Source organism: Roseivirga sp. UBA1976, from assembly GCF_002336325.1.
GTDB lineage: Bacteria > Bacteroidota > Bacteroidia > Cytophagales > Cyclobacteriaceae > Roseivirga > Roseivirga thermotolerans.
In genome coordinates, this window is sequence record NZ_DDDQ01000053.1 from 2,024 (window position 1) to 25,491 (window position 23,468).

At 43.1% G+C, this 23,468-nt stretch carries 21 protein-coding genes and 1 pseudogene; 4 read left to right on the forward strand and 18 right to left on the reverse strand.

The features are described from left to right. The 9 genes and pseudogenes from B3763_RS05985 to B3763_RS06025 all read right to left on the reverse strand — a co-directional run. Positions 1-870, reverse strand: a pseudogene (locus tag B3763_RS05985) (F0F1 ATP synthase subunit alpha); the annotation flags it as partial. A 31-nt stretch (positions 871-901) separates the two neighbouring features. Then, entirely contained in the window at positions 902-1,459 is a 558-nt protein-coding gene (atpH, locus tag B3763_RS05990) for an ATP synthase F1 subunit delta (protein ID WP_189628693.1), read from the reverse strand. A 10-nt stretch (positions 1,460-1,469) separates the two neighbouring features. After that, positions 1,470-1,964 carry a F0F1 ATP synthase subunit B gene (locus B3763_RS05995; protein ID WP_189628694.1) on the reverse strand — a complete coding sequence of 165 codons (495 nt, stop codon included), beginning with the start codon at positions 1,962-1,964 and terminating at the stop codon, positions 1,470-1,472. A gap of 66 nt (positions 1,965-2,030) precedes the next feature. Continuing rightward, the gene (gene atpE, locus B3763_RS06000) at positions 2,031-2,291 is read right to left on the reverse strand and encodes an ATP synthase F0 subunit C (RefSeq protein ID WP_373298947.1); all 261 of its coding nucleotides are present in this window, start codon (positions 2,289-2,291) and stop codon (positions 2,031-2,033) included. Between the two features lie 34 nt (positions 2,292-2,325). After that, positions 2,326-3,519 (reverse strand): F0F1 ATP synthase subunit A, encoded by a 1,194-nt coding sequence (atpB, locus tag B3763_RS06005; protein ID WP_286744763.1) that lies wholly within the window; start codon positions 3,517-3,519, stop codon positions 2,326-2,328. After that, entirely contained in the window at positions 3,516-3,923 is a 408-nt protein-coding gene (locus B3763_RS06010) for a hypothetical protein (RefSeq protein ID WP_189628695.1), read from the reverse strand. The genes atpB and B3763_RS06010 overlap by 4 nt, the downstream gene beginning before the upstream one ends. Before the next feature lie 240 nt (positions 3,924-4,163). Beyond that, on the reverse strand, positions 4,164-4,379 hold the full coding sequence (locus B3763_RS06015; protein WP_189628696.1) for an AtpZ/AtpI family protein: 216 nt from the start codon (positions 4,377-4,379) through the stop codon (positions 4,164-4,166). Next, positions 4,348-4,770, reverse strand: a complete 423-nt coding sequence (locus tag B3763_RS06020) for a bactofilin family protein (protein WP_189628697.1) — start codon at positions 4,768-4,770, stop codon at positions 4,348-4,350. The genes B3763_RS06015 and B3763_RS06020 overlap by 32 nt, the downstream gene beginning before the upstream one ends. Before the next feature lie 34 nt (positions 4,771-4,804). Then, entirely contained in the window at positions 4,805-5,662 is an 858-nt protein-coding gene (locus tag B3763_RS06025; protein ID WP_229838503.1) for a M23 family metallopeptidase, read from the reverse strand. A gap of 108 nt (positions 5,663-5,770) precedes the next feature. Here B3763_RS06025 and B3763_RS06030 point away from each other — a divergent pair, with 108 nt between their 5' ends. From B3763_RS06030 to uvrC, 3 genes are read left to right on the forward strand one after another with little or no spacing between them, the layout of a single operon-like run. Further along, positions 5,771-8,329, forward strand: coding sequence for a tetratricopeptide repeat protein (locus B3763_RS06030; protein WP_286744766.1), 2,559 nt, complete (start codon positions 5,771-5,773; stop codon positions 8,327-8,329). Continuing rightward, positions 8,330-10,648 carry a penicillin-binding protein 1A gene (locus tag B3763_RS06035; RefSeq protein ID WP_286744769.1) on the forward strand — a complete coding sequence of 773 codons (2,319 nt, stop codon included), beginning with the start codon at positions 8,330-8,332 and terminating at the stop codon, positions 10,646-10,648. It begins immediately after the preceding gene. 9 nt (positions 10,649-10,657) lie between these two features. Continuing rightward, positions 10,658-12,466, forward strand: a complete 1,809-nt coding sequence (gene uvrC / locus B3763_RS06040) for an excinuclease ABC subunit UvrC (protein ID WP_286744771.1) — start codon at positions 10,658-10,660, stop codon at positions 12,464-12,466. Positions 12,467-12,535: 69 nt separating this feature from the next. Here uvrC and B3763_RS06045 read toward each other — a convergent pair whose 3' ends face one another. The 8 genes from B3763_RS06045 to B3763_RS06080 all read right to left on the reverse strand — a co-directional run bounded on the left by B3763_RS06045 (position 12,536) and on the right by B3763_RS06080 (position 21,930). Next, positions 12,536-13,576, reverse strand: a complete 1,041-nt coding sequence (locus tag B3763_RS06045) for a hypothetical protein (RefSeq protein ID WP_189628701.1) — start codon at positions 13,574-13,576, stop codon at positions 12,536-12,538. Position 13,577: 1 nt separating this feature from the next. After that, positions 13,578-15,389, reverse strand: a complete 1,812-nt coding sequence (locus B3763_RS06050; protein WP_286744776.1) for a GldM family protein — start codon at positions 15,387-15,389, stop codon at positions 13,578-13,580. A gap of 12 nt (positions 15,390-15,401) precedes the next feature. Continuing rightward, the gene (gene gldL, locus B3763_RS06055; protein ID WP_189628703.1) at positions 15,402-16,208 is read right to left on the reverse strand and encodes a gliding motility protein GldL; all 807 of its coding nucleotides are present in this window, start codon (positions 16,206-16,208) and stop codon (positions 15,402-15,404) included. 42 nt (positions 16,209-16,250) lie between these two features. Beyond that, on the reverse strand, positions 16,251-17,474 hold the full coding sequence (locus B3763_RS06060; protein ID WP_189628704.1) for an SUMF1/EgtB/PvdO family nonheme iron enzyme: 1,224 nt from the start codon (positions 17,472-17,474) through the stop codon (positions 16,251-16,253). A gap of 138 nt (positions 17,475-17,612) precedes the next feature. After that, positions 17,613-18,581: a PorP/SprF family type IX secretion system membrane protein gene (locus tag B3763_RS06065; protein ID WP_189628705.1), complete on the reverse strand. Its 969-nt coding sequence runs from the start codon at positions 18,579-18,581 to the stop codon at positions 17,613-17,615. An 89-nt stretch (positions 18,582-18,670) separates the two neighbouring features. Then, positions 18,671-19,447, reverse strand: coding sequence for a uroporphyrinogen-III synthase (locus B3763_RS06070; protein ID WP_189628706.1), 777 nt, complete (start codon positions 19,445-19,447; stop codon positions 18,671-18,673). A 33-nt stretch (positions 19,448-19,480) separates the two neighbouring features. Continuing rightward, complete coding sequence (locus B3763_RS06075; RefSeq protein ID WP_286744782.1) at positions 19,481-20,176, reverse strand: DUF4271 domain-containing protein; 696 nt, start codon at positions 20,174-20,176, stop codon at positions 19,481-19,483. Further along, positions 20,176-21,930: a BamA/TamA family outer membrane protein gene (locus B3763_RS06080; protein ID WP_286744784.1), complete on the reverse strand. Its 1,755-nt coding sequence runs from the start codon at positions 21,928-21,930 to the stop codon at positions 20,176-20,178. The genes B3763_RS06075 and B3763_RS06080 overlap by 1 nt, the downstream gene beginning before the upstream one ends. A 30-nt stretch (positions 21,931-21,960) precedes the next feature. On the opposite strand from B3763_RS06080, the gene hemW reads away from it, so the two are divergent. After that, positions 21,961-23,097 carry a radical SAM family heme chaperone HemW gene (gene hemW, locus B3763_RS06085; RefSeq protein WP_286744787.1) on the forward strand — a complete coding sequence of 379 codons (1,137 nt, stop codon included), beginning with the start codon at positions 21,961-21,963 and terminating at the stop codon, positions 23,095-23,097. Here hemW and B3763_RS06090 read toward each other — a convergent pair. Next, positions 23,078-23,468, reverse strand: a 391-nt coding sequence (locus B3763_RS06090) for a hypothetical protein (RefSeq protein WP_286744791.1), incomplete at its 5' end; no start/stop codon positions are given. The two genes, hemW and B3763_RS06090, sit on opposite strands and share 20 nt — an antisense overlap.

The following is a 23,468-nucleotide window of genomic DNA, read 5'->3' on the forward strand; positions in this document are numbered from 1 at the left end:
ACGTCCCGGAGGTCTTCTTAATAGAAGAGATACTTCACGGTAAGCTACGGCCTGCTTAGAAAGGTCATCATAGACCACCAATGCCGGACGACCTGTATCTCTGAAGTATTCACCAATAGCTGCACCAGTAAATGGAGCAAAGAACTGCATTGGTGCAGGATCTGAAGCGGAAGCCGAAACAACCACGGTGTAGTCCATGGCCCCACCTTTTTCAAGAGCAGCAACCACACCGGCAACGGTAGAGGCCTTTTGACCTACGGCCACGTAGATACAGAACACCGGCTCACCGGCTTCATAAAACTCTCTTTGGTTAATGATTGTATCAATAACCACGGCAGTCTTACCTGTCTGACGGTCGCCAATAACCAGCTCACGCTGACCACGACCAATCGGAATCATGGAGTCAATAGCTTTGATACCTGTTTGAAGAGGCTCGTTTACCGGCTGACGATAGATTACCCCCGGAGCCTTTCTTTCCAAAGGCATCTCAAAGGTTTCACCCTGAATAGGGCCTTTACCATCGATTGGGTTACCCAAGGTGTCAACCACACGGCCAACCATACCTTCACCTACCTGAATGGAGGCAATTCTTCCGGTACGCTTAACAGTGTCGCCTTCTTTAATTTCTGCTGATTCGCCAAGCAATACAGCACCAACATTGTCTTCTTCCAGGTTCAATACCAAAGCATTTAAACCATTGTCGAATTCCAACAATTCACCAGACTGTGCTTTAGACAGTCCGTAGATTCTGGCAACCCCATCACCCACTTGCAATACGGTGCCTACTTCTTCTAATTCAGCCTCCGATTTAAAGTTAGAGAGTTGCTCTCTTAAGATTGCTGAAACCTCATCAGGTCTTACATCTGCCATTTTATAATAGAATTAATGTTATAAATCTTTGTTAAAACGCTTTTTCGTAGTGGTTTTTAGTAAACTCTACTCGCAAAGCCTTAAGTTTAGAGCTTACCGAATCATCGATCTGACGATCACCAATTTTCAATACAAATCCGCCAATTAGCGACTCGTCTACCTTTTCAGTAAGTTCTACCTCTTTATTAGAAATTTTCTTCACCACATTTTCGAACTCCTTCCTCAATGCATCGTTGAGCGGGAAGGTAGTGGTTACCGTAGCTTCTTCTATGCCTTTGTGGGCATTGTATTGATGATGAAACTCCTTAGCAATACCTACTAAATAAGCCTCTCGGTGCTTTTTTGTAAGTATCTTGAAGAAGGCCATAGTTAACTCGCTTACCTTTCCGGTAAACACTTTGTTGAGCACGGCCAGTTTTTTGTCGTGTGTAATGATAGGGCTCTTCAGCATCAAAACCAGATCTCTGTTTTCAGAGGCCAGGTTCACCAACAACTGCATGTCGTTGTTTACCTGCTCAAGCTCACCTTTCTCCACAGAAAGATCGAGCAGTGACTTGGCATATCTGGAAGCTATTCTATATTCAGACATTAGCCTGGAATTAGTTTAAATTCAAATCTTTAACATACTCATCGACCAAAGCTTCTTGAGCCTTCTTATCGCTCAACTGCTTTCTGATGACCTTTTCTGTAATATCCAGAGAAAGGGCGGCTACCTGAGTTTTCACTTCTGCCAAAGCAGCTCTCTTCTCATTCTCTATAGTTGCCTTAGCATCTTCAAGCATTTTAGCCGTGATTTTGCTGGTCTCTTCTTTTGCTTCCTCTTTAATAGAGTTAGCCGTTGCCATTGCTTCTTTCAAGATAGCGTCTCTCTCAGCTCTTGCTTCAGCCAAAAGTTTTTCATTATCGGCCTGCAACGCCTGCATATCTTTCTTAGCTTGTTCTGCAGCCAATAGAGCACTTTCAATAGTTTGCTCACGCTCTTTTAAGCCACTAAGAATGGGTTTCCATGCAAACTTACCCAAGAAGATAAGTAGCAAAATGAAAGCTATTGTTTGAAGAATAAATAAACCGGTATCTGGTATTAATAAGTCCATTTCTGTAAGTTTTAAAGAACGACTTTAGACCTGCCTAATGCAAAGCCTAAAGTCATTCAATGGTTTTTAAAGTGCCTCTACAATTGAGTTGTTAGATGCAATCAAGAAACATGCAACAACACCGAAAAGAGCAATTACCTCAATAAGGGCGGCAATGATCAACATACCAGACTGCAATTTTCCAGCAGCTTCTGGCTGACGAGCCATACCTTCCATAGCGGCAGCACCAATTTTTCCGATACCCAAACCTGCGCCAATCGCTACAAGTCCAGCACCAATACCTGCACCTAAAAGAGCAGTACCAGCAGTTAATAAAATAGCTAACATAATTTGTCTATTATTAATGAAACAATGGTTCTAATTAATGGTGGCCGTCATCTACTGCCTGACCGATGTACATCGATGAGAACAGTGTAAACACATAGGCTTGAATAACGGCTACTAATATTTCAATAAGGGTAATGATTACGGAGAAGAGTGTTCCCACAAAACCAACTACCAAACTGTTCAAAATAAACCCTAAGCCCACAATAGAAAGCACTACAATGTGACCTGCCGTAATGGAGGCAAACAATCGGAGTGTAAGTGAAATTGGCTTAGTGAAAATACCAATTACCTCTACCACCAGAATAACCGGCCTGATGGGTAGTGGCACACCAGGGGTCCACAAAATGTGCATCCAATAGGCTTTTCTACCATTGAACTGGGTGATAAAGAAAGTAAACAAGGCCAAACACATAGTTACCGCTATGTTTCCGGTAAGGTTGGCCGCTCCAGGCGTAAGACCTAATAGGTTATTGAATAGTATAAAGAAGAACAGCGTAAGCAGGTAAGGCATAAAACGCTCATACTTATGCTCGCCAATGTTTACTTTGGCAATATCGTCTCTAATGAAAACGATTACGGGCTCAAACAAAGATTGAATACCTTTTGGTGCAGCAATTCCCTTTTTGTAGCGTTTAGCCACTGTAAAGAACACTCCAAATAGCAAAATCATGCTAATGATGAGCGAAGCCACATTCTTTGTAATAGATATATCCAGAAAACCGGACTGAGTCATTCCTTCATGCTCATTGCCGTGCGCTTCTTCCTGCTCATGAGCACCCTCCTCACCATGGCCGGCATCCTCATTGTGAGAACCAGCTTCTTCATGATGATCTTCTTCATGGCCTTCGTTGTCATGTGCCGAAGAAGCACTATAACCTTCAGTTAACTTGTAAAGCTTGCCATGGTCTATGTAATAACCACCATGTGGTTTTGGCTGATGATGTTCGTCATAGAAATCTGACGACATAAATACTTTTAGACCATCTTCATAGTCGTATACAATTACGGGAAGTGGGATGGTTACATGCGTATGACCGAGGGTAATGATGTGCCACTGGTAGTCATCTTTAATGTGGTGCATAATGAAGTCGGTCCCTCCACCTTCTTTTTCTTCGTCTCCACCACCTGAAGCGGCCCATAAATTTGAAGAACTTGCTAGACCAAAAATTGCTGCTAAGAAGCTAATGATCAATAAATTGGGAATGTTAGTTCTGCTTTGTTTCATCATTGTTTTTCGCCCTCTCCCGAAATCGCGCGCAAGTTAGAGAGAATGGTAGTTATTTCAAACACTAAGTAAAATAAATAGACTGCAAAAAAATTGACCACCCACAACACGCGGTCTTCAATGCCCATATAAAGGGTAATTCCGATAAAGGCCATACTCAACAGCATACGCAAAACTGTGAGTCCCAGAAAAATATTGGGTCGAGACTGAGCATCCATGGTGCTCATGCCCCAGTGAGCGATAGCCACTACTATCATTCCCAGCACACCTGAAAAAACCATGATGGACCAAATGTACGGATGCACAAGGGGCTTTTGTGTTCCAATTTGCTGTACAAGAAGTACAAGCCCACAGAGCACCAAGCTAAATACAAGAGATTCAACGATTTGGCGACCCAAACTTTTCATGGCCGCAAAGGTAGGTGTATTTGGTTCAATGTTCTAGGTTTTAAGATTAAAGTTTGGGAAACTTTAATCTTAACCTGAACTCGATGTAAGGTCTTCGAAAAAACTTACGTGTACACCCTAAACCAGCATTCCTGAATCTAAAGGAAACTGCTGGTGAGATGCCGGATAAAATAGGCCTAGTCTGAATTTAAGGCCAATTTTTCCGGCATGACGTCCTTTATTATATCGAATTCAGGTAACCTAATCTTTCGGAAGCGACCGATACAGTTGATATATGGCTCCGGTGGCTCCAACAAGTACCATTAGAATGACAAACAGCGAACGACCATCATTCCACCACTCGTCCATTTTATACCCCAGCCAACCACAAATGCCAATGGTTACAAACAGTTGTAAGCCAAGTTGCGAGTATTTAAGGTATTGATTAGGCTCTTTTGATGGCCTTTTCTCCGGCACGGCTCTGGGGGGTTGATATTTGAATTTCTTTGGCTAAATGACCCATTTTGCAACCTCCATTGAAAGTAGCTCCGGGTTCTACTACCAATTGGTTGGTAAGAATGTCTCCGCTAATTACTGCCGATGGCTTTAAGATGAGGAGTTCAGAAATTTCTATGTTCCCCTTGATCTTCCCGGCCACTTCGGCCGACCTTGCCACCACGCTTCCGTCAACATAGGCTTCAGCACCCATTACAAATTTGGCTTTGGCTTTTACATTGCCATATATTTTGCCTTCAATGCGAATATTACCTATAGATTCCAGGCTGCCTTCTAACACAGTTTCTTTACCAATTATATTGCTGGTTTGGCTAAGGTCTTCATTGGTTTTTTTGTCTTCTTTAGAAAACATGGTCGGTTCTTGGTTTAGTTGATGATCTACTGGTCTAGAAAGATATAAACTCTTCCGGATTTACCGGTGAGCCATTGTACCACAATTCTATATGTAAATGTGGACCACTGGTAAGTTCGCCTGTATTACCAATAATTGCAATAATGTCTCCTGCAGAAATCACATCGCCCACCTCTTTTGTAATGGCCGAATTGTGCTTGTATACAGAAATTAGGTTTTCCCGGTGCTGGATCGCAATCAGGTGGCCATCCGTTTGTGTCCAACCTGCAAAAATCACGGTTCCATCAGCTATCGACTTTACCGGTTCATCCTTTTTAGAAACAATGTCTATACCGTAGTGTTTATCGCGAGGGTCGAATGCTTGTACAATGTAGCCACTAATGGGCGGAAAAAAATAGATACTTCTTAATTCTACATTGTCAATATCAGCTGTGAGAAGAAAATCGCCCCCAACCCGCTCAAATTCGCTTTTAAAAGCACTGTCTATTTGCTCCAGATTTTCAATATCAGTAGGTTCTCCGGCCGAAGCCTGGGCTGTCTCAGGAATTTCGTTGGTGGTAACATCGCCCTGCAGCACCTTCTTAATACTTTGTATAAAACGGTCTCTGCTATCCAACTCATAGGCCAGAGAGTCCAGCGTAAAAGTCATCTCCACCAACTCCTGTCGGGTTTGGCGTTCGGCATAGCGCGGATCGAACCACTGCTTAAGTATGGTGGTAACCATGTAAAAGCTCAAGGCAAACACTCCTACAAGGCTCAGAAAAGCAAAAAAGATTATTTTGGCATAAGTGAACTTATAGGTTGCCTTTTCAGAAAAGTTTTCCTCATTCTGAATAATCAGGATATGCCGGGCATTGAGCCAGTTAGAAAGAGTCTTCTTAAATCGCGCCACTTATACAAAAATCAAGGATGACAAAAATATTCATTAATACTCAACAGCGAGCGTAATATTGTATTATTTGCTCATTAATTTCGTTGCTTTGTTGGTTAATCATCTGCCTTGGAAATCAAGAATTTACATATTATCAGGTTTTGTTGTCTTCTCCTCATTATAGCCCTCTGGGGGTGTAACTCTAAAGGATACCAAAACCTGAACGCCCGATACAATGGCTATTTCTATGCCGATCAATACCTAAACGAAGTATACCAGGCTTTTGAAGAACGATATGCCTACAACTTTGATGAGATACTGCGCATATTTCCTCAAATCGATTCGGCCATTGTAAAAAGCAATAAGGAAAAACTGGACGATGCCTTCAAAAAATCAAGCCAAACCATCGAATGGTGGAAAGCCAGCGACTGGGTAGACGATAGCTACCTTATTATCGGTAAGATTAGATACCTGAGAGCGCAATGGCAATTTGCCATAGAAACTTTTCAATACATCAATCAGAATAGTAACGATGACCCTACTCGCCAAAAGGCTCTCATTGCCCTAATGAGAACTTATATGGACATGGGTAATTATGACCAAGCTGAGGAAGTAGCCGGCTTTCTCGATCTTGAAAAACTCGAGCCGGAAGTACGCGCAAGCTATTTGCTCACTAAAGCTTTTTTGTTTCAGCAACTCGATGAGTATGGCAAAGTAAAGGAACTACTCACCGAAGCTCAACCCCTGATCAATGACAAAACCTACTCTCTAAGGGTAAACTTTATTCTTGGTCAGTTGGCTCAACAGGCCGGTGAATACCGTAATGCTTACCTGTACTACGACAATGCCCTAAAAGGCAATCCTCCTTATGAGGTAATGTTTCATGCACGCCTGAACAAACTCATAGTCTCGGGTTACTCCAACCCCAATAATGTCGATGAAGCTTACAAAGTATTTGATAAGATGTTGCGTGACGGCAAAAACAAGGAGTACATGGATCATATCTATTATACCATGGGGCTCCTGGAGCAACACCGAAACAAGCTTTCTAAAGCCGTAGAAAATTATAGCGCAGCCACCCGGGTGGAACAACCGAACAACCGACAGCAGGGGCTTGCTTTTTTGCGACTGGCCGAAATTCACTACGACCATTTACTGGATTTCAACCTGGCCAGTGCCTACTACGATAGTGCCGTAATGAAACTCCCCAAAGACATTGAGCGCTTTGATGAGATTAGTAAAAGACAAAAGGTGTTGAAAGACTTTGTCACACAACTCAATATTATTGAGAAAAACGACAGCCTGCTCACGTTGGCTCAAATGAACCCTATTTCGCTAGAAGCCTATTTGGGAAGATACCTCGATGCAAAAGAAGCCAAAGAACGCGCCAAAGAAAGAGGAAATAACAACGCCAACTCTACCGGGCTGAACCGAACCGATGACAGCAACTATCAGGCTCCAGATGGCAGCAATACCTGGTACTTTTATAACCGGCAAGCCGTAGGGCAAGGCCAGCTTGAATTTCAACGGTTATGGGGCAACCGCCCACTGGAGAACAATTGGCGCAGATCGCTCAAACAAACCATTGGCTTGTCTTCTGCTGCGCAAACAGACAACGATATTAGTGACGACCCTAACAAAGGAGCACCACAGCCAGATCTAAAAAGCAGCCGTGAAACGGACATCGACAAATTAATGGCCACTGTACCGTTTTCGGAAGAGGCCCAATCAAAAGTACACAAGGAGATTCAGGACGCATTCTTTAGCCTCGGCCGTATATACAGGTTTGGTCTGGCGCAAAACCAAAAGTCTATAATCACCTATGAAAAGCTGCTGGAGCGCTACCCTCAAACGGAGCACAGACTTGATGTCCTCTATGCTCTCTTTACCCTTTACGAACCTTTAGATGCTGCTAAAGCTCAGCACTACAAGCAGAGTATAATTGAGGAATTTCCAGAAACACTGCTCGCTAAAACACTCATAAACCCTAACTACCTGCAAGAAAAAGCAGCCCGTAACCTGGCCTTACAGCAAGAATATGCGAGAGCCTACGAGGCTTATGAGTCGGGTGACTATATTCTGGCCGACCAGCGGCTTAGAGCAGCACTTGCTTCTTTTGAAGATGTGGACTTTTTGCCGACAGTGGAACTGCTGGCCGCCATATTAAAAGCAAAAACCGAAAGTATTGTTTCGTATGAGCAGGCACTGAAAGACTTTATTGCCAAATATCCGGAAGAACCCCAGAGCAAATATGCTCAAAACCTTCTGGCCGCCATTGCCCCAACCAAAAACCAATTATTCAATAACCTAAACAATGCCTTTAGCGAAGACTTTCAACAGGTGCATCTGGTTGCTTTTACATTCAACGAATCTGTATTTAAAGCCGATAACCTAAAGCAGATTGTAAACACGTTCAATCAACAGAAATTTGAATCGCAGCGCCTCTCGTCCAGCTACCTTAACTTTAGCCCGATAAACAAAACCGGTATCCTTTTCATTAACTCCTTTAAGACGAAGTCGGCCGCAGAAATATACAGAAAGCTACTAGAAGAAGAGTTAGTAAAGCAAGGCCTGAAAAGCGATTCAAATTTTCATAATTTTGCCATTTCAAGAGATAATTTCACACAATTGTTTCAGAACAAGGCGTTAGAGGAATACCTTACTTTTCATCAGAAATTCTATAAATAAATGAGTGCTCAAGAAAAACCAAGCAAGAAAAAATCGTGGCTCAAAAAACTAGTAGTAGTTTTTTGGGTTGGCTTTACTTTAGCCATAATTGGTTTTCCGGCCTATTTATGGGCTGTGAGCAACAACGTAAACAATTGGTTTGGCAGCTTGCCAAGCTATAGCCAGCTAGAAAACCCCGAGCAAAACCTTACCTCGCTACTCTTTACGGCCGATGGTGTGCAGTTAGGTTCCGGATACTATCGGGATAACCGCAACCCTGTAAGTTATGACGAGTTGGGAGATAACCTGGTGCATGCTCTGCTGGCCGCAGAAGATATTCGCTTTAATCAGCACTCGGGCATCGACCTGGAAAGTATGTTCAGAGTGGCCTTTGGAGTAATCACCTTTAGCCCCAAAGGCGGTGGCTCTACCATTACCCAGCAATTGGCCAAAAACCTGTTCAATACAAGGGTTATTAAAAAAGAAGACAAGGGTAAGCTGGAAGGAATAAACGGGTTCCTTGACCAACTCATTTACAAAACCAAGGAGTGGATTTTGGCTGTGCGACTAGAAAGGTCTTACACCAAAGAAGAAATTATGGCCATGTATTACAACACCGTGGAGTTTGGAAACAACGCCTTTGGTATTAAGTCGGCCGCCAAAACATACTTTAACAAAATGCCTAAGGAGCTTTCGGTAGACGAAGCAGCTGTATTGGCGGGTATGCAGAAAGGAGTAACCACCTATCGGCCTGATATTAACCCGGAAAACTCCAAACGCAGGCGAAATGTTGTTTTAAGTCAAATGGTCAAATATGGGTTTTTGGCCCAACAAGCCTACGATACGCTGCGAACCAAAGACATTAATCTCGATGAGTTTCGCCAACAAGACCACAATACTGGGCTTGCCCAATATTTTAGAGCAGAAGCGAGTAAGGATTTACTTGAGTTGTGCAAAGCGCTAGGTTATGATCTTTATGGCGATGGTCTAAAAATCTATACTACCATAGACTCACGCATGCAAGCTTATGCCGAAGATGCAATGGATAGTGCAATGCAAAGAATTCAGAATAAATTTGATTCACTGCTTAAAATTGAAGGCCGTGACCTTTGGATTGATAATAGGGGAAGAGAAATTGAGAATTTCTTCGAAGAAAACGCAGTACCAAGATCCGTTGCCTATAGAAACTTGGTTAGAAGATATGGCAAGGAGTCTGATTCTGTAGACTACTACATGAACCGCCCTAAAAAAATGACTGTTTTCAGCTGGGGAGGAGATATAGATACAGTCCTTAGCTCCAGAGACTCTATCAGATATTACAAGCAGTTTTTGCAATCAGGATTTCTGGCAACAGAACCAAAAACAGGAGCTATTAAAGCTTGGGTTGGGGGAATCAATTTCCAACATTTCAAATACGACCATGTAAGATATGGTAAGAGACAACCAGGTTCACTATTTAAACCTTTTGTTTATGCTACAGCCGTTGAACAAGGTTATTCTCCCTGTTATACCTTTAAAGATGAGGCTGTAGCTATCCCTACAGGAAATGGTGATGAGGTGTGGAGTCCTTCGAATTCAGAAGGTAGGTTTAGTGGAGAAGAAATGACCCTAAAGTTGGCCATGGCAAGATCAGTGAATTCTATCACCGCCAGAGTGATGGAAATAGTTAAGCCTAACAAGGTAGTTGATATGGCCAAACGACTGGGAATAAAAAGCACTATTCCTCCGTACTATTCAATTGCCCTGGGAACGGAAGATGTTTCACTTTTCGAGTTACTGGGAGCTTATGGCACCTTTGCAAACAAAGGAACACACATAGAACCCTACTACATAAGCAGAATTGAAGATAAATATGGCAATGAAATTTACCGTCATGTGCCTAGAAAGAGTAAAGCCATCAATGAAGATGTTGCCTATGTAATGCTGAATATGCTTCAGGAAACTGTTAAATCGGGTTCCGGTCAAAGACTATCCTGGCAATATGGTCTGGTTGACAGAGGGCAAACCAAAAACAACATTGGAGCCAAAACCGGTACTACTCAAAACGGTTCTGATGGATGGTTTATAGCCGTAACCAATGAAGTTGTGGCCGGAGCATGGGTTGGCGGTGATGAAAGACCAATACACTTCACCAAATGGTCAGATGGTCAAGGTGCATATACCGCATTACCCATTGTTGGTAGATTTCTGCAAAAAATTTATGCGGACAACACATTAAGTATTGAAAAAACGTTTTTCGAAAGACCTCCTAATTTGAGTATAGAAGTTGATTGTCAGAAATTTGCCGATGTGCTCACTACGACTGATACCTCCAATATTTATGACGATGATATTTACTAATTTCGGCCTATGGAGGTCACGCGCATCGTTCCTGGAGATGTACTGAAGCTTCCCGATAATCCGGGGGTATATCGTTTCTTCAATGAAGAGGATGAACTGATCTACGTAGGCAAAGCCAAAAGTTTAAAAAAGCGGGTTTCAAGCTACTTCAACAAACAAGCCGGGGTAAACCGAAAAACCAGACGTCTGGTATCGGAAATAAAAGCCATTGAAGTCACCCTTGTCAACTCGGAGTTCGATGCGCTTTTGCTTGAAAATAGTCTGATAAAGCAAAACCAGCCCAAGTACAACATCCTTCTTAAAGACGACAAAACCTTTCCCTACCTGTGTGTTTCCAACGAAAGGTTTCCTCGCATATACAGCACTCGCAAGTTTATTCCCAGCAACGGTACATACTTCGGGCCTTACGCCAGTGTAAAAGCCATGAACAATGTGTTGAGGCTCATTAACAACCTCTTTACCCTACGCACCTGTAGATACGACCTGAGCGAAGAGAATATTACCAAAGGAAAGTTCAAAGTATGCCTGGAATACCATATTGGCAACTGCAAAGGTCCATGTGAAGGCCTGCAGAGCGAAACAGACTATCTGAACGACATAGACCAGGCGGTTAACATTCTTAAAGGCAACCTTTCCATTCCCAGGCAATATTTTAAAGAACATATGAATTCTGCTGCAGCACAACTGGAGTTTGAAGCAGCACAAAAATTTAAGGATAAACTGGAATTGCTGGAAAGGTTCCAGTCCAAATCGCTGGTGGTTAACCCCAAGATCGCAGACCTGGATGTATTCACCATTGTTGCCGATGAAAAGTTTGCCTTTGTAAACTACCTGAGAATTAAAAACGGCACCATTAACCTATCGCAAACCTCAGAGATTAAGAAAAAACTAAACGAATCGGACGAGGAGATTCTAACTCTTCTGATCGTGGAACTAAGAGATAAATTTCAGAGCTCTGCCAGAGAAGTACTCACCAATAAAGAGCTGGATATAGCCTCCGAAAATTTTAAAATGATATTGCCCCAACGGGGAGATAAAAAGAAGTTGATCGAACTATCACTAAAGAATGCTCTGTTCGCCAAAAAAGAGAAATACACTTCGCTAGAAAATGTGAAAGACAAAAGCAACCGGGTACTCAAACAACTGCAGGCAGACCTATCGCTTCGTGAGTTGCCAACCCATATTGAATGCTTCGATAACTCCAATATTCAAGGCACAAATCCGGTAGCCAGCATGGTTTGCTTTAAAATGGGGCGACCCTCCAAAAAAGATTACCGACACTTTAAAATTAAAACTGTTGTTGGGCCCGATGATTTTGGGTCTATGAGAGAGGTTGTTGGCCGCAGGTATTCGCGCTTGCTCAAAGAAGAAGCTCCTCTGCCCAAGCTCATTGTAATAGATGGTGGCAAAGGACAGCTCAATGCGGCCTGTGAGGCGCTCAAAGAACTCAACCTATACGGACAAATTCCGATCATAGGAATTGCAAAACGCTTAGAAGAACTCTACTTTCCGGAAGACTCATTTCCTATTCACATCGATAAAAAATCAGAGTCACTTCGGCTCATTCAAAAGCTAAGGGATGAAGCCCACCGCTTTGCCATTAATTTTCATAGAGACCTGCGAAGCAAAAACAGCTTCAATTTTGAGCTGGAAGAAGTAAAAGGATTAGGGAGGGTAACGGTGGACAAGCTGCTCAAGGAATTTGGTACTATGAGCAAAATAGAGCAAGCTAGCGAAGAAGAACTTATTGCCCTTGTTGGCGAAGCCCGCACCCGACTTATTAAAAACTTCTTTAACCAGAAACGAGAAGCACAATAGGCCAAGGCCTATAACAAAAAAGGGAGCTTATTGAAGCCCCCCTTTCTTATATTCTGTTTAACTGAATTCTTAATATTCCCAGAGGTTATGCATTTTCTCTAGCAACTCATGTCTCTTTTTCATGGCTTGCTCAATAATGCTGTAGTCATAGTCAGATCGGCCAAAGAGCGTCTGTATATTATCATCATCAGCATTTTGAAACTTAGTAATGTATGAGCTAAACAAGCGTAGGTCAAAGGCATGAGCAAAGTTTATATTTCTATCGCGCGGATTCTTTGGGTTGTACCAATAAGCCGCATTTTTGTTTGACTCCGCGTACACCTTTTCAATGTAAGCTACCAACTCCTGATACTTCACTCGAACAATTTCGCGTTCCGTTCCGGCAACTGTAGCCTTAGGTGGCGCAACTAGCGTAATAGAAACAATATCCCACTTGGCCAAAGACTGATTTCTATCGAATATGAGATCTTCTTCTATAAGCAAAACATCTAAATCTCCCTTATTTGCCGGATCGAGAGGTTTGGCCTCCGCATTCTGCTGATATTCCGCATCAATAATAGAGTCTAGACGGGCATCGGAGTAGTTGGCGTAAATGCCACCGTCCCGCGTTTTAAGCTCTGCCCTGTCTTGAGCCCTAAAAGCCTCATCATAATTGCCCAAAGCTGTAGACATATCCTTCAGGTTATTCCTAAAGTCTGCCTCAGAAAGAATCACCTCATCATCGAAGCCTTTGGCTCCGGTTTCGAAAGTTGCGTATGGAGTAATACCCACCTGCTGATCTAAGGCCTGGCTCTTGGCTTCATAGTAGTCTTCTATGCCTTTAAGAATGATCTCCGTAATGCGAGACTCTTTGGCGTTCCAGGCCGAATTTAACTTTTCGTTAAAATTCATCTTGGACCAGAGTCTTATACTCCACATTACGTCTTCATCGCGAATGGGCCGTACCGAAAACTCGTTATTGAGTTTTCGGGCACTATTAAGGCCGGCAACTTTAGTAGTGCTTTCTATGGTTTGCAAAAATTTGGCAGGGTTTGTTCCACTGCCCTCGTCCTGAGCGTTCAAGACTGTGACAAAACACAGTACTAATAAAATTGCTAAGCCTTTTTTCATTTTAGTTAATATTTATCGTTACGTCTCCCGTAAAACGAATCGGAATCTGCTCTTCTTTATAGTTGAAGCGAACAATTTCTTCAACATAAACCACTATTCTGTCTCCTGAAGCCATTCGGCTAACCAATTGAGACAGATCTACTCTCGACATGGGCTTATCAATAGGAATAACCCCTTTTGTAGTTTTTCCACGGGCCAGGGTTACACTTCCTTTGCTCACCAAGAAAGTAGCATCGTCTTTATAACGCTCGGCAAAATCGGGGTCAGACTGTAGCAACAGGTTAATTACTGTTGGCTTCTCGTCCATACCATTCTTTGCATCATACGGCTGACCGTTAGGTCTTACTTCAAGTCTTGGAAGCGGTACAGGCTTGGCTTGAAATTCTCTTGAACCAATATAGAACCCACCGCTCGAAACATCAATCTTCAACTCACGCTGTGTAGGCACTACCAGTATTTCACCTTTCTGGCTCCCTGAATTAAAGGTTCCACCGGTTACTTTGAAAGATGGCTGATAGGCTGGCCCCAAAGCCGGCACATTAATGTTCAAATTGTTGGCACAACCCAGGTAGAGAACCTCTACTGATGCACTTCGTACATCAATTACCGGTTTGGCCACCTGATACTCATGTCGCTTAGTTCTGGTAATGGTTCCGCCAGAACCGTCCTGAGCGGTTATTTCAACTTCGAAAAACTTTTGTGCCAATCCGTTGGCATCGTACTCACTGTTTTGCGCTGAAGCCGGAATACTAATTATTCCTCTTCCGTTGACTACCGGTATATCCTGTCCGTTCACTTTGATCTCCGGTTGTAGCTTAGAGTTACCCAGAGTCAAAAAGGCCTGAGCACTGAAGTCTAGTCCGGCTGTCACAATATTTGACTCAGAAAGCACTGTAGCCTGAGCATAGTCTATCCCCGCAAATGCACCCTTTAAAAACTCATCTTGAGAAATCTCAGCAGAAGCTGTTCCTGAAGAAGGGTTTTGTCTTGGCGTTGTTCTTGGAGTAGGCGCTGCTTCATCTTCAGAAGAAGAATTATCGGGCTGGCTGGCAGGTTGAGTGTTAGTCACCACCAAATCGGCCAATGTAGGAATGCTATTAGGGTCTGTAGAAACAGCCGTTCCTACCATTCCTTTTAGCTTATTGAGTGCCTCTGACTCTTTACTGAAAATCTGATTTTTGTAGAAAGTAAGCTGCGCAAGAACTGAGGCCAACGGAGCCTTATAGAAGTTAAAATGGGCGTAATCTTCTTTTTTTGCCTCGGCATTGTTTTCGTAAAATTTAATGTCGTTGGCATCAATGGCTATAGACTTCATCCACTCCGGGTTCATTCCTCCTTTACCCAACAAACTGATAATCTCATTTACTTTGAGAGGGTATTCATCCAGTCTTCTTTTAAGCTCCTCAGCATTCTTTTTATTCACCAGATAGTTAGAGGGCTCTTCGTATTTTTTAAGCGTAGACCGCTCGTATATTTTAGAAGTGTCTCCTCCGGTAGATACTTTACCGAGTTCCAGTTTCAGATTGTCCAGATAGTTAGCGAGGTCAAGGGTATACAACCGTACCTGCTCGGCCACTTTTTGCACAGCCACATCGCCATCTTTTTCACCTTGATTGGTTACATCGTTTTGGATGCTGGTAAGTACATTCTGGTTGTAGTCCATAAAGGACTCATTAGAAACTTTGAGTCCGTTTTCTATAAGAACGAACTTTTCCAATACCGTATCCTTAATCTGCAAGGCGAGAAGAGCTGTTAGCACGAGATACATCATGCCAATCATCTTCTGCCGTGGGGTTTCTTTACCTCCTGCCATAATCGATCAGGTTTAGTTATTGGTTTGTTTCATTGCAGAAAGCATTGCACCATATACCTTGTTCAGCGAGGTAATATTGGTGTTTAGCTGAGCCATTTGGGCTTGGAATTCTTCCGTAGCCTTGGCTGTGTTCATGGCTCCTTTAATCATGGTTTCCATGTTAGAAAGGTAACCTTTCATATACTTAGCTACAGACTCCGTATCGGTAAGCTCGGCCTTGTAGGCACCACTAAGCGCCTGCAGTTGTGTTGCAGCTTCTTTGAGCTGAACCTGATACTGCTCAGTAGCCGCCTTAAGCTGTGCCTGATTGGCACCAGAACCTTTTACGGTGTTGGCTACTTCAGCAAAAGCCGAAGCGGCCTGATTAGTAGACTGGTCTATCTTAGATAAAGATGCTGCAGCCGTTTTCGCATTTTTAGCGTACTCATCAGTTGCTACAGCGGCATTAGACATACTGGCCAGTTGTTTGGCATTCTGAGCCAAATTGTCCATTCCTTCTTTCAGGCTTTGAAGGCCGTCTTTGCTTATAGCCGCCTGCTTAAGCATTTTTTCAAGGGTAATATCGTCTTTCTTTTCTGGGGCACCACCGCCTTTCACGGTCGCATGGTATAATTCTTTCGTATAATCTGTGGCTTTGGGTTCAAAGGCAGCGAAAGCAAAGATGAGTGCTTCCGTACCAAGACCAATAATTAGCATAAGAGTAGCACCGGCCCATCCGTTCAATTTGAACATGGCACCTACAATTACTACAGAGGCACCTAGACCATAGATTTTCGGCATTACGTTGCCGTAGAAGTTTTGGGTAAATTTACTAGCCATTTGTTTTATCAGTTGGGTTGAAGATCAATTTGATAGTTGTTGTTAAAGCGGGTTATTTTGACCGAGGTCATCCATAGCACATCTAAATCCAATTGAAGCAGAGGCCACGTCTCGGTATTCAAAAGTTCTTGTTCCGGTTTGGAGGTAATAGGAAATATCATTCCAGGCTCCTCCTCTTACCACCTTCTTTCCGTAGTGAGGGCTGTCTTTTTCCGATAAGGTATCGTATAAAAACATTGGGTTCAGATCCCACACCAGTGGATTGTATACAGGAGAGAAGTCGTCTCTACACCATTCCGCTACGTTGCCTGCCATGTTATACAAGTTGAATGGGTTAGGCAAAAATGAATTTACCGGAGCAGTGTATGGGTAACCATCATCTGCATAGGCGCCTCTGCCTGGCTTAAAATTGGCCAGAAAGCAACCATCGCGGTTTCTGGTATACGGACCACCCCATGGGTATTTCACAATTTCTTTTCCTCCTCTGGCTGCATACTCCCATTCTGCCTCCGTAGGCAGTCTAAAGTTGGGATATCTAAATTCCATTGGGGAAGTATCTACAAAAGTGCTCGACTCAGGACCACTGGCTGCTCCTCCTTGGGGGCCTACGGCTCCTAACGGGCCTGCAGCTCCGGCATTCGGGTCGCCCTGATTTTTCTTTTTACCGAAAGAGAAGAGTCCACCCCCTCCTTCATTTTTGGCTTGCTGGCCATTGTTCAGGAAAATGGTTCTCCAGGCAGCAAATTTTTCAGCAGCATCCCAGCTAACTCCTACTACAGGGTAATTGTCAAAAGAAACGTGCTGGTGATAATATTGAGTCATTCGGTCGCCATAGTGGTATGTAAACTCCTGCTCCCAAACTTTGGGGTTAGGAACTACCGTGGCTAAAAATTCGCGGGTGTAGTATCGATCGCCCTTTTCGGCCAAATCGGCCACATGGTATAGAAATTGGCGATACTCATTGTTGGTGATTTCCTCAGCATCCATAAAAAAGGAGCTGACAGTAATTTGTCTGTTGAAGTTAATTTGTGAGGCTGCCACATCTTCATCGGCCTGGCCCATGTAGAATGTTCCTCCAGGTATTTGAACCATTCCGTAGGGTAGTTCCTGATACCATCCTTCTCTGTCGAGCACACCCAGCAACTGGCCTTCATCGACCAACGCCTGCTCTTTTCCTCCTCCACTTAGAAAGCCTTCGAACATACTGCACCCAGTGTTCAAAGAAAGAAGTGCCATAAATAACAGACCCAGTATAGACTTCTTCATTGTTTTAGTTTTAATCTATTTGCCAGTTCAAAAACAAGCCTCATTTGGCAAATAAAGCGCGAAAATTAATATTTTATTGTTAGTATTCCACCCACAGGTAGAAAATTCTACAATCCTTAATCTTAAGTAAACTTTTGTTTAGTAACGGTATCTGGGGGTTCTTATGATGTTCCTTCCCAGATTTATTCCGTTGCCCTTGCTGGAAAATTTATAAATGAGCATAATCTCTTGAGAGGTCGGCTCTTTACTATTTCTATCAGCAAGAACTAAATCCAGCGCATATCCCAACGCCAGGCTTCGATCTTTTAGTATGCTGTAGCCAATCATTACCGATGCCGATTCTGATTGACGGTAAGCAACACCGGCCCAAAGCTGATCATTGTAGCGTCCTACAACGCTCAAGTCCCATGAGTAGGAATCAAATCCTACAGATTTCAGCAATAAAGTCGGAGTGATCGTAACCTCTGGGCTTAGTGCATAATCGTAGCCCGCTGTTAAATAGTAGTGTCGAATTAATTGATTGGCAATTTGATCTTGTCCAAAATCAAATTTTGGTTGAAGTAAGTGATTTGTACTGAAACCACCAAAAAAATTTCCTTTTCTGTAGAGTATACCCATGCCGAGATCCGGCCGTAACTGAGATTCCTTTCCGGTTAAACCCACCAGGTCATCGCTCGGATCGACCAGCACTAGCTCATCGAAATCAAGGCCGCTGGAAAAAAAGCCTGCGTTGAGCCCAATGCTCAGTGAGGCATCTCCCTGAAGAGCAATGTAGTAAGACCCTGACAGCTTGAACTCTATGTTATTGGAGGGGCCCAGATTGTCGTTCACTAAATGAACTCCCAACCCACCATTCCACCATTGTGATAGAGTGCTGTAGCTAATAAATTGGGTATTTGGGGCGCCTCCGGGGTTTATTGTGCCTTCGTACCCAAACCACTGGGAGCGATGAATTGCTGTAAGTGTATTGGCATTGGAAAGGCCCGTAAAAGCCGAGTTGTAGTACATGGGATTAAACATGTACTGGGTAAACTGAGCATCTTGTTGTGCTCTTAGGCCCACAACGAGGAGGCTGAAAACAATGGCAATGAAGGCCTTTCTTGACATAATCAGGTAACGCGAAAGTTAAATGATTTATTTAATCACTTTCCCAATAATACAAGAAAACTAGCTTTTGCCCTTACGAGTTGCGAGAATTACAGATTATTTGCCTTTTTAATGTACAGCTCCAGTGCTCCTGTCATAGACGGTGCGTTGGGCTGAGGAGCCTCAATATCTATAATAAGGTTGGCTTCTCGGGCAGCCTGTGCTGTAGTTGGGCCAAAAACCGCAATTCGTGTATCGTTTTGTTTGAACTCCGGAAAGTTTACGAACAATGAGTTTATTCCACTTGGGCTGTAAAACGCTAAGATGTCATACGTAACATCGTCCAGGTCAGACAAATCGCTGGCCACTGTTTCGTAAATAACAGCTTCTGAAAACTTGAATCCGTTTTCTTCCAAATAGCCCGGAATATCGTCTTTTCTAATGTTGGAGCAAGGAAACAAGTATTTCTCGTTTTTATGCTTTTTAAGAATTTCTATAAGGTCCTGAGCGGTACGTGAGCCGGTAAAAATCTTTCTTTTCCTAACCACAATGTACTTCTGCAGGTAATGAGCCGTTTGTTCCGATATACAGAAATACTTCATATCTGCAGGAACCTCAATTTTCAGGTCTTTGCAAATGGTAAAGAAGTGGTCTACGGCATTGCGGCTGGTAAATATGATGGCCGTATGATTTAAGATATCAATCTTCTGTTTTCTAAACTCTTTAGCAGAAATCGGATCGACCTGAATGAAAGGCCTGAAATCAATCTTTATTCCGTATTTGTCTGCTAAAGTATAGTAAGGAGATTTAGGATCTGAAGGCTTTGGTTGAGAAACGAGGATACTTTTTACGGGTTTTAGCCTTTCCTCATACGTGCTATTGGACATATTCTTCCCTGCTTTTTAATCTAATCTGGCTTGTCAAACTAACAGATTCAATCCTAGCAAAGTAGGTATTAATTCTGTGCTGCAAAGGTAAGAAAATATATATAAGTTGCTACTGGCTCCCAGGTTACGAATTTTTAAAAAGAGGTTGAAGAATCTGAAAACCAGATAAAAGGCCAAAGTAGCCAGAATAAGTTTGACTGTAAATTCAGGAAATGAAAACCTTCCGAAGAGCGAAATGGCCAATATGAGGTACATTACCACAGAAAGACCATTGTTCATTAGCTGAATCTCAGAAAAATGCCTGGACTGATCGGTGGGAATGCCAAAAAGCCAACCAAACCAGGCCACAAACAAAAATTTGAGAAAAAACAAAAACTGAATGGCCATAGCTGTTAGTAGCCAAACCAACAGACCTTTCCCCATAGATTCTATGACCAACCATGGAATCATAGCCTGCACGGCTGGAGTGAACAGATAGAGACAAACTGCAGCAAAACTAAAATTGAGCGACAATACCGCGGTGAAGTAAAAATTTTCGGTGCTGAACAAGCGTATGCCTGACCCAAAGTCGTCTCGCAGACGAGTAGAGAAAAAGCGTGCATAGCTATATACCGAAGCAAACAGCTTTGGATACACTACCCTGGAAATGGCATAGATAACAAAAAGAGCCATGGCCATGACTATGGCCAAATCGCGGTAAAAGAATTGAATGCTGCTTGTCTCTTGCATTAAAATCTGGTGGTAAACCCAAAGTGTATTTTGGATTGGCTAAAGTTAATGGCTCCGGTTGAATCGGCCGTGCCTAAAGCATAAACAAAATTGAAAATGCCGGTTCCGGTAGCAAAACTAATACCCGCGCCCATTCCCAAGGCCCATTCTCCCCTGTTGGCGTTGCTCACAAAATTTTGCTCCAAATAGCCCACATCAGAAAAGAGCAGCAAGTAAGAAGAGTCTTCCAAAAAGTAGCGATACTCCAGATTGCTATAGGCAAAGCCTGTTGCAAAAAAGTAACTATCATTGAAGCCTCTTATACTATTGAGCCCGCCCAGCCGATAGGCATCGTTTCTAAAAAGGTTTTTAGAAGATAAATAACCCCCATGCAAAGTGGCATAAAAGATAGCCCTGGAACCCAAAACCAGATATTTTTCTACATCCAGATCGTACTGAAGTTGCAGCGTTTTCATATCAACATCGGTATAAAGTTCATTGGGCAGTTCTGCGTTTTGTCTGATCACCTTATTACCAATGCTTGTGTTCAACTCCAGACTTAAGCCTCTTCGGGGAAAAAACACATCGTCCAAGCCGTTGTAGCTATACCTCAAGCCATAACGGTTTAGTCTAAAATCCAGAATATCCGGAAGTCTATGGCTGTCGGCATAGGCCGAAGTTGCTATAAGATCGGTAGCCACCAAATGAGTAACTACTCCCAGGTTGGCATTAAAGCCCAAGTTTATGTTTAAGTCCAGGCCAAGTACTCTCCGGTTAAAAGTAGAGTCCTGTTTAAGGAAATCGAACTGGCTGCGTAAAGACAAAGCACTACCCAGCAAGTGGGGTTGGTCAAAATTGAACTTCAATGTTTGGGTTTCCTCACTCAACCTTCTCCAGTGCAAGCCAATGTGTCTGCCCGAAGCAAATGGGTTGTACAAGTCGAGATCGAACTGGCCGGTAACAAGTAGGCCTCCGCTACGGCTGTTGTTAGGCAAAAAACCAATAATTCCATCGAGCCTGTTTACGGGTCTTTTTTCCACAGAAAGTGTGACTCTTGCCTCGCTATTCTGAAAACTGAGCAGAGGAGGTCTTGTAAGCTTTACATAATTGAGCTTTCTCAACCTTGGTACTATTGCATCTACCAGTTGTTGGTTGTACGGTTGCCCCAGGTGTATACCCAGATAGGCCATGGCAAACTTTGGTTTTAAAATTTGAGGCTGCTCAATGCGCACAGAATCAAAGTTTATAGGCGGGCCCAAATCTACCTGCAGGGTAGCAGAAAGGTAATTTTGCTCAATACTAAGCGAATCGTACTTAATAGATGCAAATGGAAATGCGTTGCGCTCTGCAAACCGAAGTATTCTCTTTTCCAATGCCGCCAGTTGGCCGGGGTTGAATGGTTTGTTGTTGAAATGCCGTTCCCGCAGGTTTAGTTTTCGCCAAAAGTCATCGGCCAAATTTCCCTTTCTTAATTCCAACCACTGAAAACGTGGGCCAATAATCATTTCTACCTGTAGGGTGTCTTCTTTAGAGGTGAATTGCTTTGGATGAGCCAAGAGGTATCCTTCCTGATGAAGAAGTTGTACCAGTTTTTGAACTTCTTTTACAGCCGCAACACTATCGACCAGTTGACCGGAATAGTTATAGGTGTTCAGCACAACTTGTTCGTTGGCCGAAGTTGTGACTACTAACCTTACCTGCTGAGCCTGCACCGACAGCAGGGACAGAAAAAAAAGCAGGAAGCAACTGCAAAAAGTAAGTCGGTGTATTGGCATAGCTTATATTTAGGCGAAAATTACAAAACTTTGGCCGGCCTCTATCTACACATTCCTTTCTGCAAAAAAGCATGTCATTATTGCGACTTCCACTTTACTCAATCGCTCAGGCAAATTGACGATATGGTGGATGCTATTTGCAAAGAATTGGTTCTACAAAACGAGTTTTTGGGGAAAGACTCGATATACAGTATCTATTTTGGTGGTGGCACCCCATCCTTACTCGAGCACCACCACCTAAAACAGATTATGAAGGTAATTAAGTATGAATATGACCTGGCCAGTAATATTGAAATTACCTTAGAAGCCAACCCCGATGATTTGAGCCGAGAAAAGTTGCAGGCATTTTATGACAATGGTGTTAACCGACTGAGCATTGGCATTCAAAGCTTTAACAACGACCATTTAAAATGGATGAACCGACAGCACTCCGGAGAAGAGGCCGTAGAAGCTGTTTATGAAGCCCGGCAAGTGGGTTTCGAAAACATTAGTGTTGACCTCATCTATGCCGTGCCTTATGGCGACCATAGTATTTGGGAAAACGATCTGAAACAGGCTTTGCGACTTAGGCCGGAACATATTTCTTCTTACTGCCTTACCATTGAACCCAAAACGGCTTTTGGCAAATGGCTGGAACAAGGCAAGCTCTATGAGGTTGAAGAGGAGTTTGCGGCCGAGCAATTTGAAATGCTCATTGATACACTACGCCAATATGGTTATGACCAGTACGAGATTTCTAATTTTGCCCAACCGGGTTACGAATCGCGGCACAATAGCAACTATTGGAAGGATGAAAAGTATTTGGGCGTTGGTCCTTCGGCACATTCATACAATGGAAAGTTCCGAAAGGCAAACGTAGCCAATAACGCCAAGTATCTTCTGGGGCTATCGGAAAACAAAATTCCATTTGAAGTAATACACCTGAGCAAGGAAGACCAGGCCAATGAGTATATCCTTACTTCGTTGCGTACCAAGTGGGGGTTAAATCTCAATCATCTCAAGAATAAATATGGTGTAGACTTGCTAATGGTTCACAGAGATTACCTGAATAAACTTTCTTTGCAGGACCTTCTTTATGAAGAAGATGAACACCTGATTCTTACCGATTCGGGGAAGCTACTGGCCGACAAAGTGGCCTCCGACCTGTTTATTGAGTTGAATCCTTAGCCCTACTTTCTTGTTGTTCTACTTCTTTCAGTACCTCATCAAAGGTTCCCTGAGCATACTGCGGAAAGTATTCATCTACAATGGTTCGGATGAAATTCACATCCAAGCCGGCTCGAATGTAGTTTTTTAGAAGGCTAATTTCGACTTCACGAGTTTTTTCAGGCCCTAAATCCTCATTCACCACTTTTAAAATGTCCTCAGCCAGTTCGGCTACGTTTTCCAGCTTTCCTGCCCGGAGTCGGGCGGCACCAATGAACCTATAGAAAGCAAAGCGATTTTCTGCTTCCAGAATTTTTCGCTGTGGGTCGTTTTCAGCCAAAGACGAGGGCACCAGGTTGTACCGCTGACCAAAATTGGTCATAAGTCTTTCG

What these genes read in the sequence shown, in the direction of transcription:
- atpH (WP_189628693.1), bottom strand. Translation starts at nt 1,459, where the DNA reads ATGTCTGAATATAGAATAGCTTCCAGATATGCCAAGTCACTGCTCGAT.
- B3763_RS05995 (WP_189628694.1), bottom strand. Translation starts at nt 1,964, where the DNA reads ATGGACTTATTAATACCAGATACCGGTTTATTTATTCTTCAAACAATA.
- atpE (WP_373298947.1), bottom strand. Translation starts at nt 2,291, where the DNA reads ATGTTAGCTATTTTATTAACTGCTGGTACTGCTCTTTTAGGTGCAGGT.
- atpB (WP_286744763.1), bottom strand. Translation starts at nt 3,519, where the DNA reads ATGATGAAACAAAGCAGAACTAACATTCCCAATTTATTGATCATTAGC.
- B3763_RS06010 (WP_189628695.1), bottom strand. Translation starts at nt 3,923, where the DNA reads ATGAAAAGTTTGGGTCGCCAAATCGTTGAATCTCTTGTATTTAGCTTG.
- B3763_RS06020 (WP_189628697.1), bottom strand. Translation starts at nt 4,770, where the DNA reads ATGTTTTCTAAAGAAGACAAAAAAACCAATGAAGACCTTAGCCAAACC.
- B3763_RS06035 (WP_286744769.1), top strand. Translation starts at nt 8,330, where the DNA reads ATGAGTGCTCAAGAAAAACCAAGCAAGAAAAAATCGTGGCTCAAAAAA.
- uvrC (WP_286744771.1), top strand. Translation starts at nt 10,658, where the DNA reads ATGGAGGTCACGCGCATCGTTCCTGGAGATGTACTGAAGCTTCCCGAT.
- B3763_RS06045 (WP_189628701.1), bottom strand. Translation starts at nt 13,576, where the DNA reads ATGAAAAAAGGCTTAGCAATTTTATTAGTACTGTGTTTTGTCACAGTC.
- B3763_RS06050 (WP_286744776.1), bottom strand. Translation starts at nt 15,389, where the DNA reads ATGGCAGGAGGTAAAGAAACCCCACGGCAGAAGATGATTGGCATGATG.
- gldL (WP_189628703.1), bottom strand. Translation starts at nt 16,208, where the DNA reads ATGGCTAGTAAATTTACCCAAAACTTCTACGGCAACGTAATGCCGAAA.
- B3763_RS06060 (WP_189628704.1), bottom strand. Translation starts at nt 17,474, where the DNA reads ATGAAGAAGTCTATACTGGGTCTGTTATTTATGGCACTTCTTTCTTTG.
- B3763_RS06065 (WP_189628705.1), bottom strand. Translation starts at nt 18,581, where the DNA reads ATGTCAAGAAAGGCCTTCATTGCCATTGTTTTCAGCCTCCTCGTTGTG.
- B3763_RS06070 (WP_189628706.1), bottom strand. Translation starts at nt 19,447, where the DNA reads ATGTCCAATAGCACGTATGAGGAAAGGCTAAAACCCGTAAAAAGTATC.
- B3763_RS06075 (WP_286744782.1), bottom strand. Translation starts at nt 20,176, where the DNA reads ATGCAAGAGACAAGCAGCATTCAATTCTTTTACCGCGATTTGGCCATA.
- B3763_RS06080 (WP_286744784.1), bottom strand. Translation starts at nt 21,930, where the DNA reads ATGCCAATACACCGACTTACTTTTTGCAGTTGCTTCCTGCTTTTTTTT.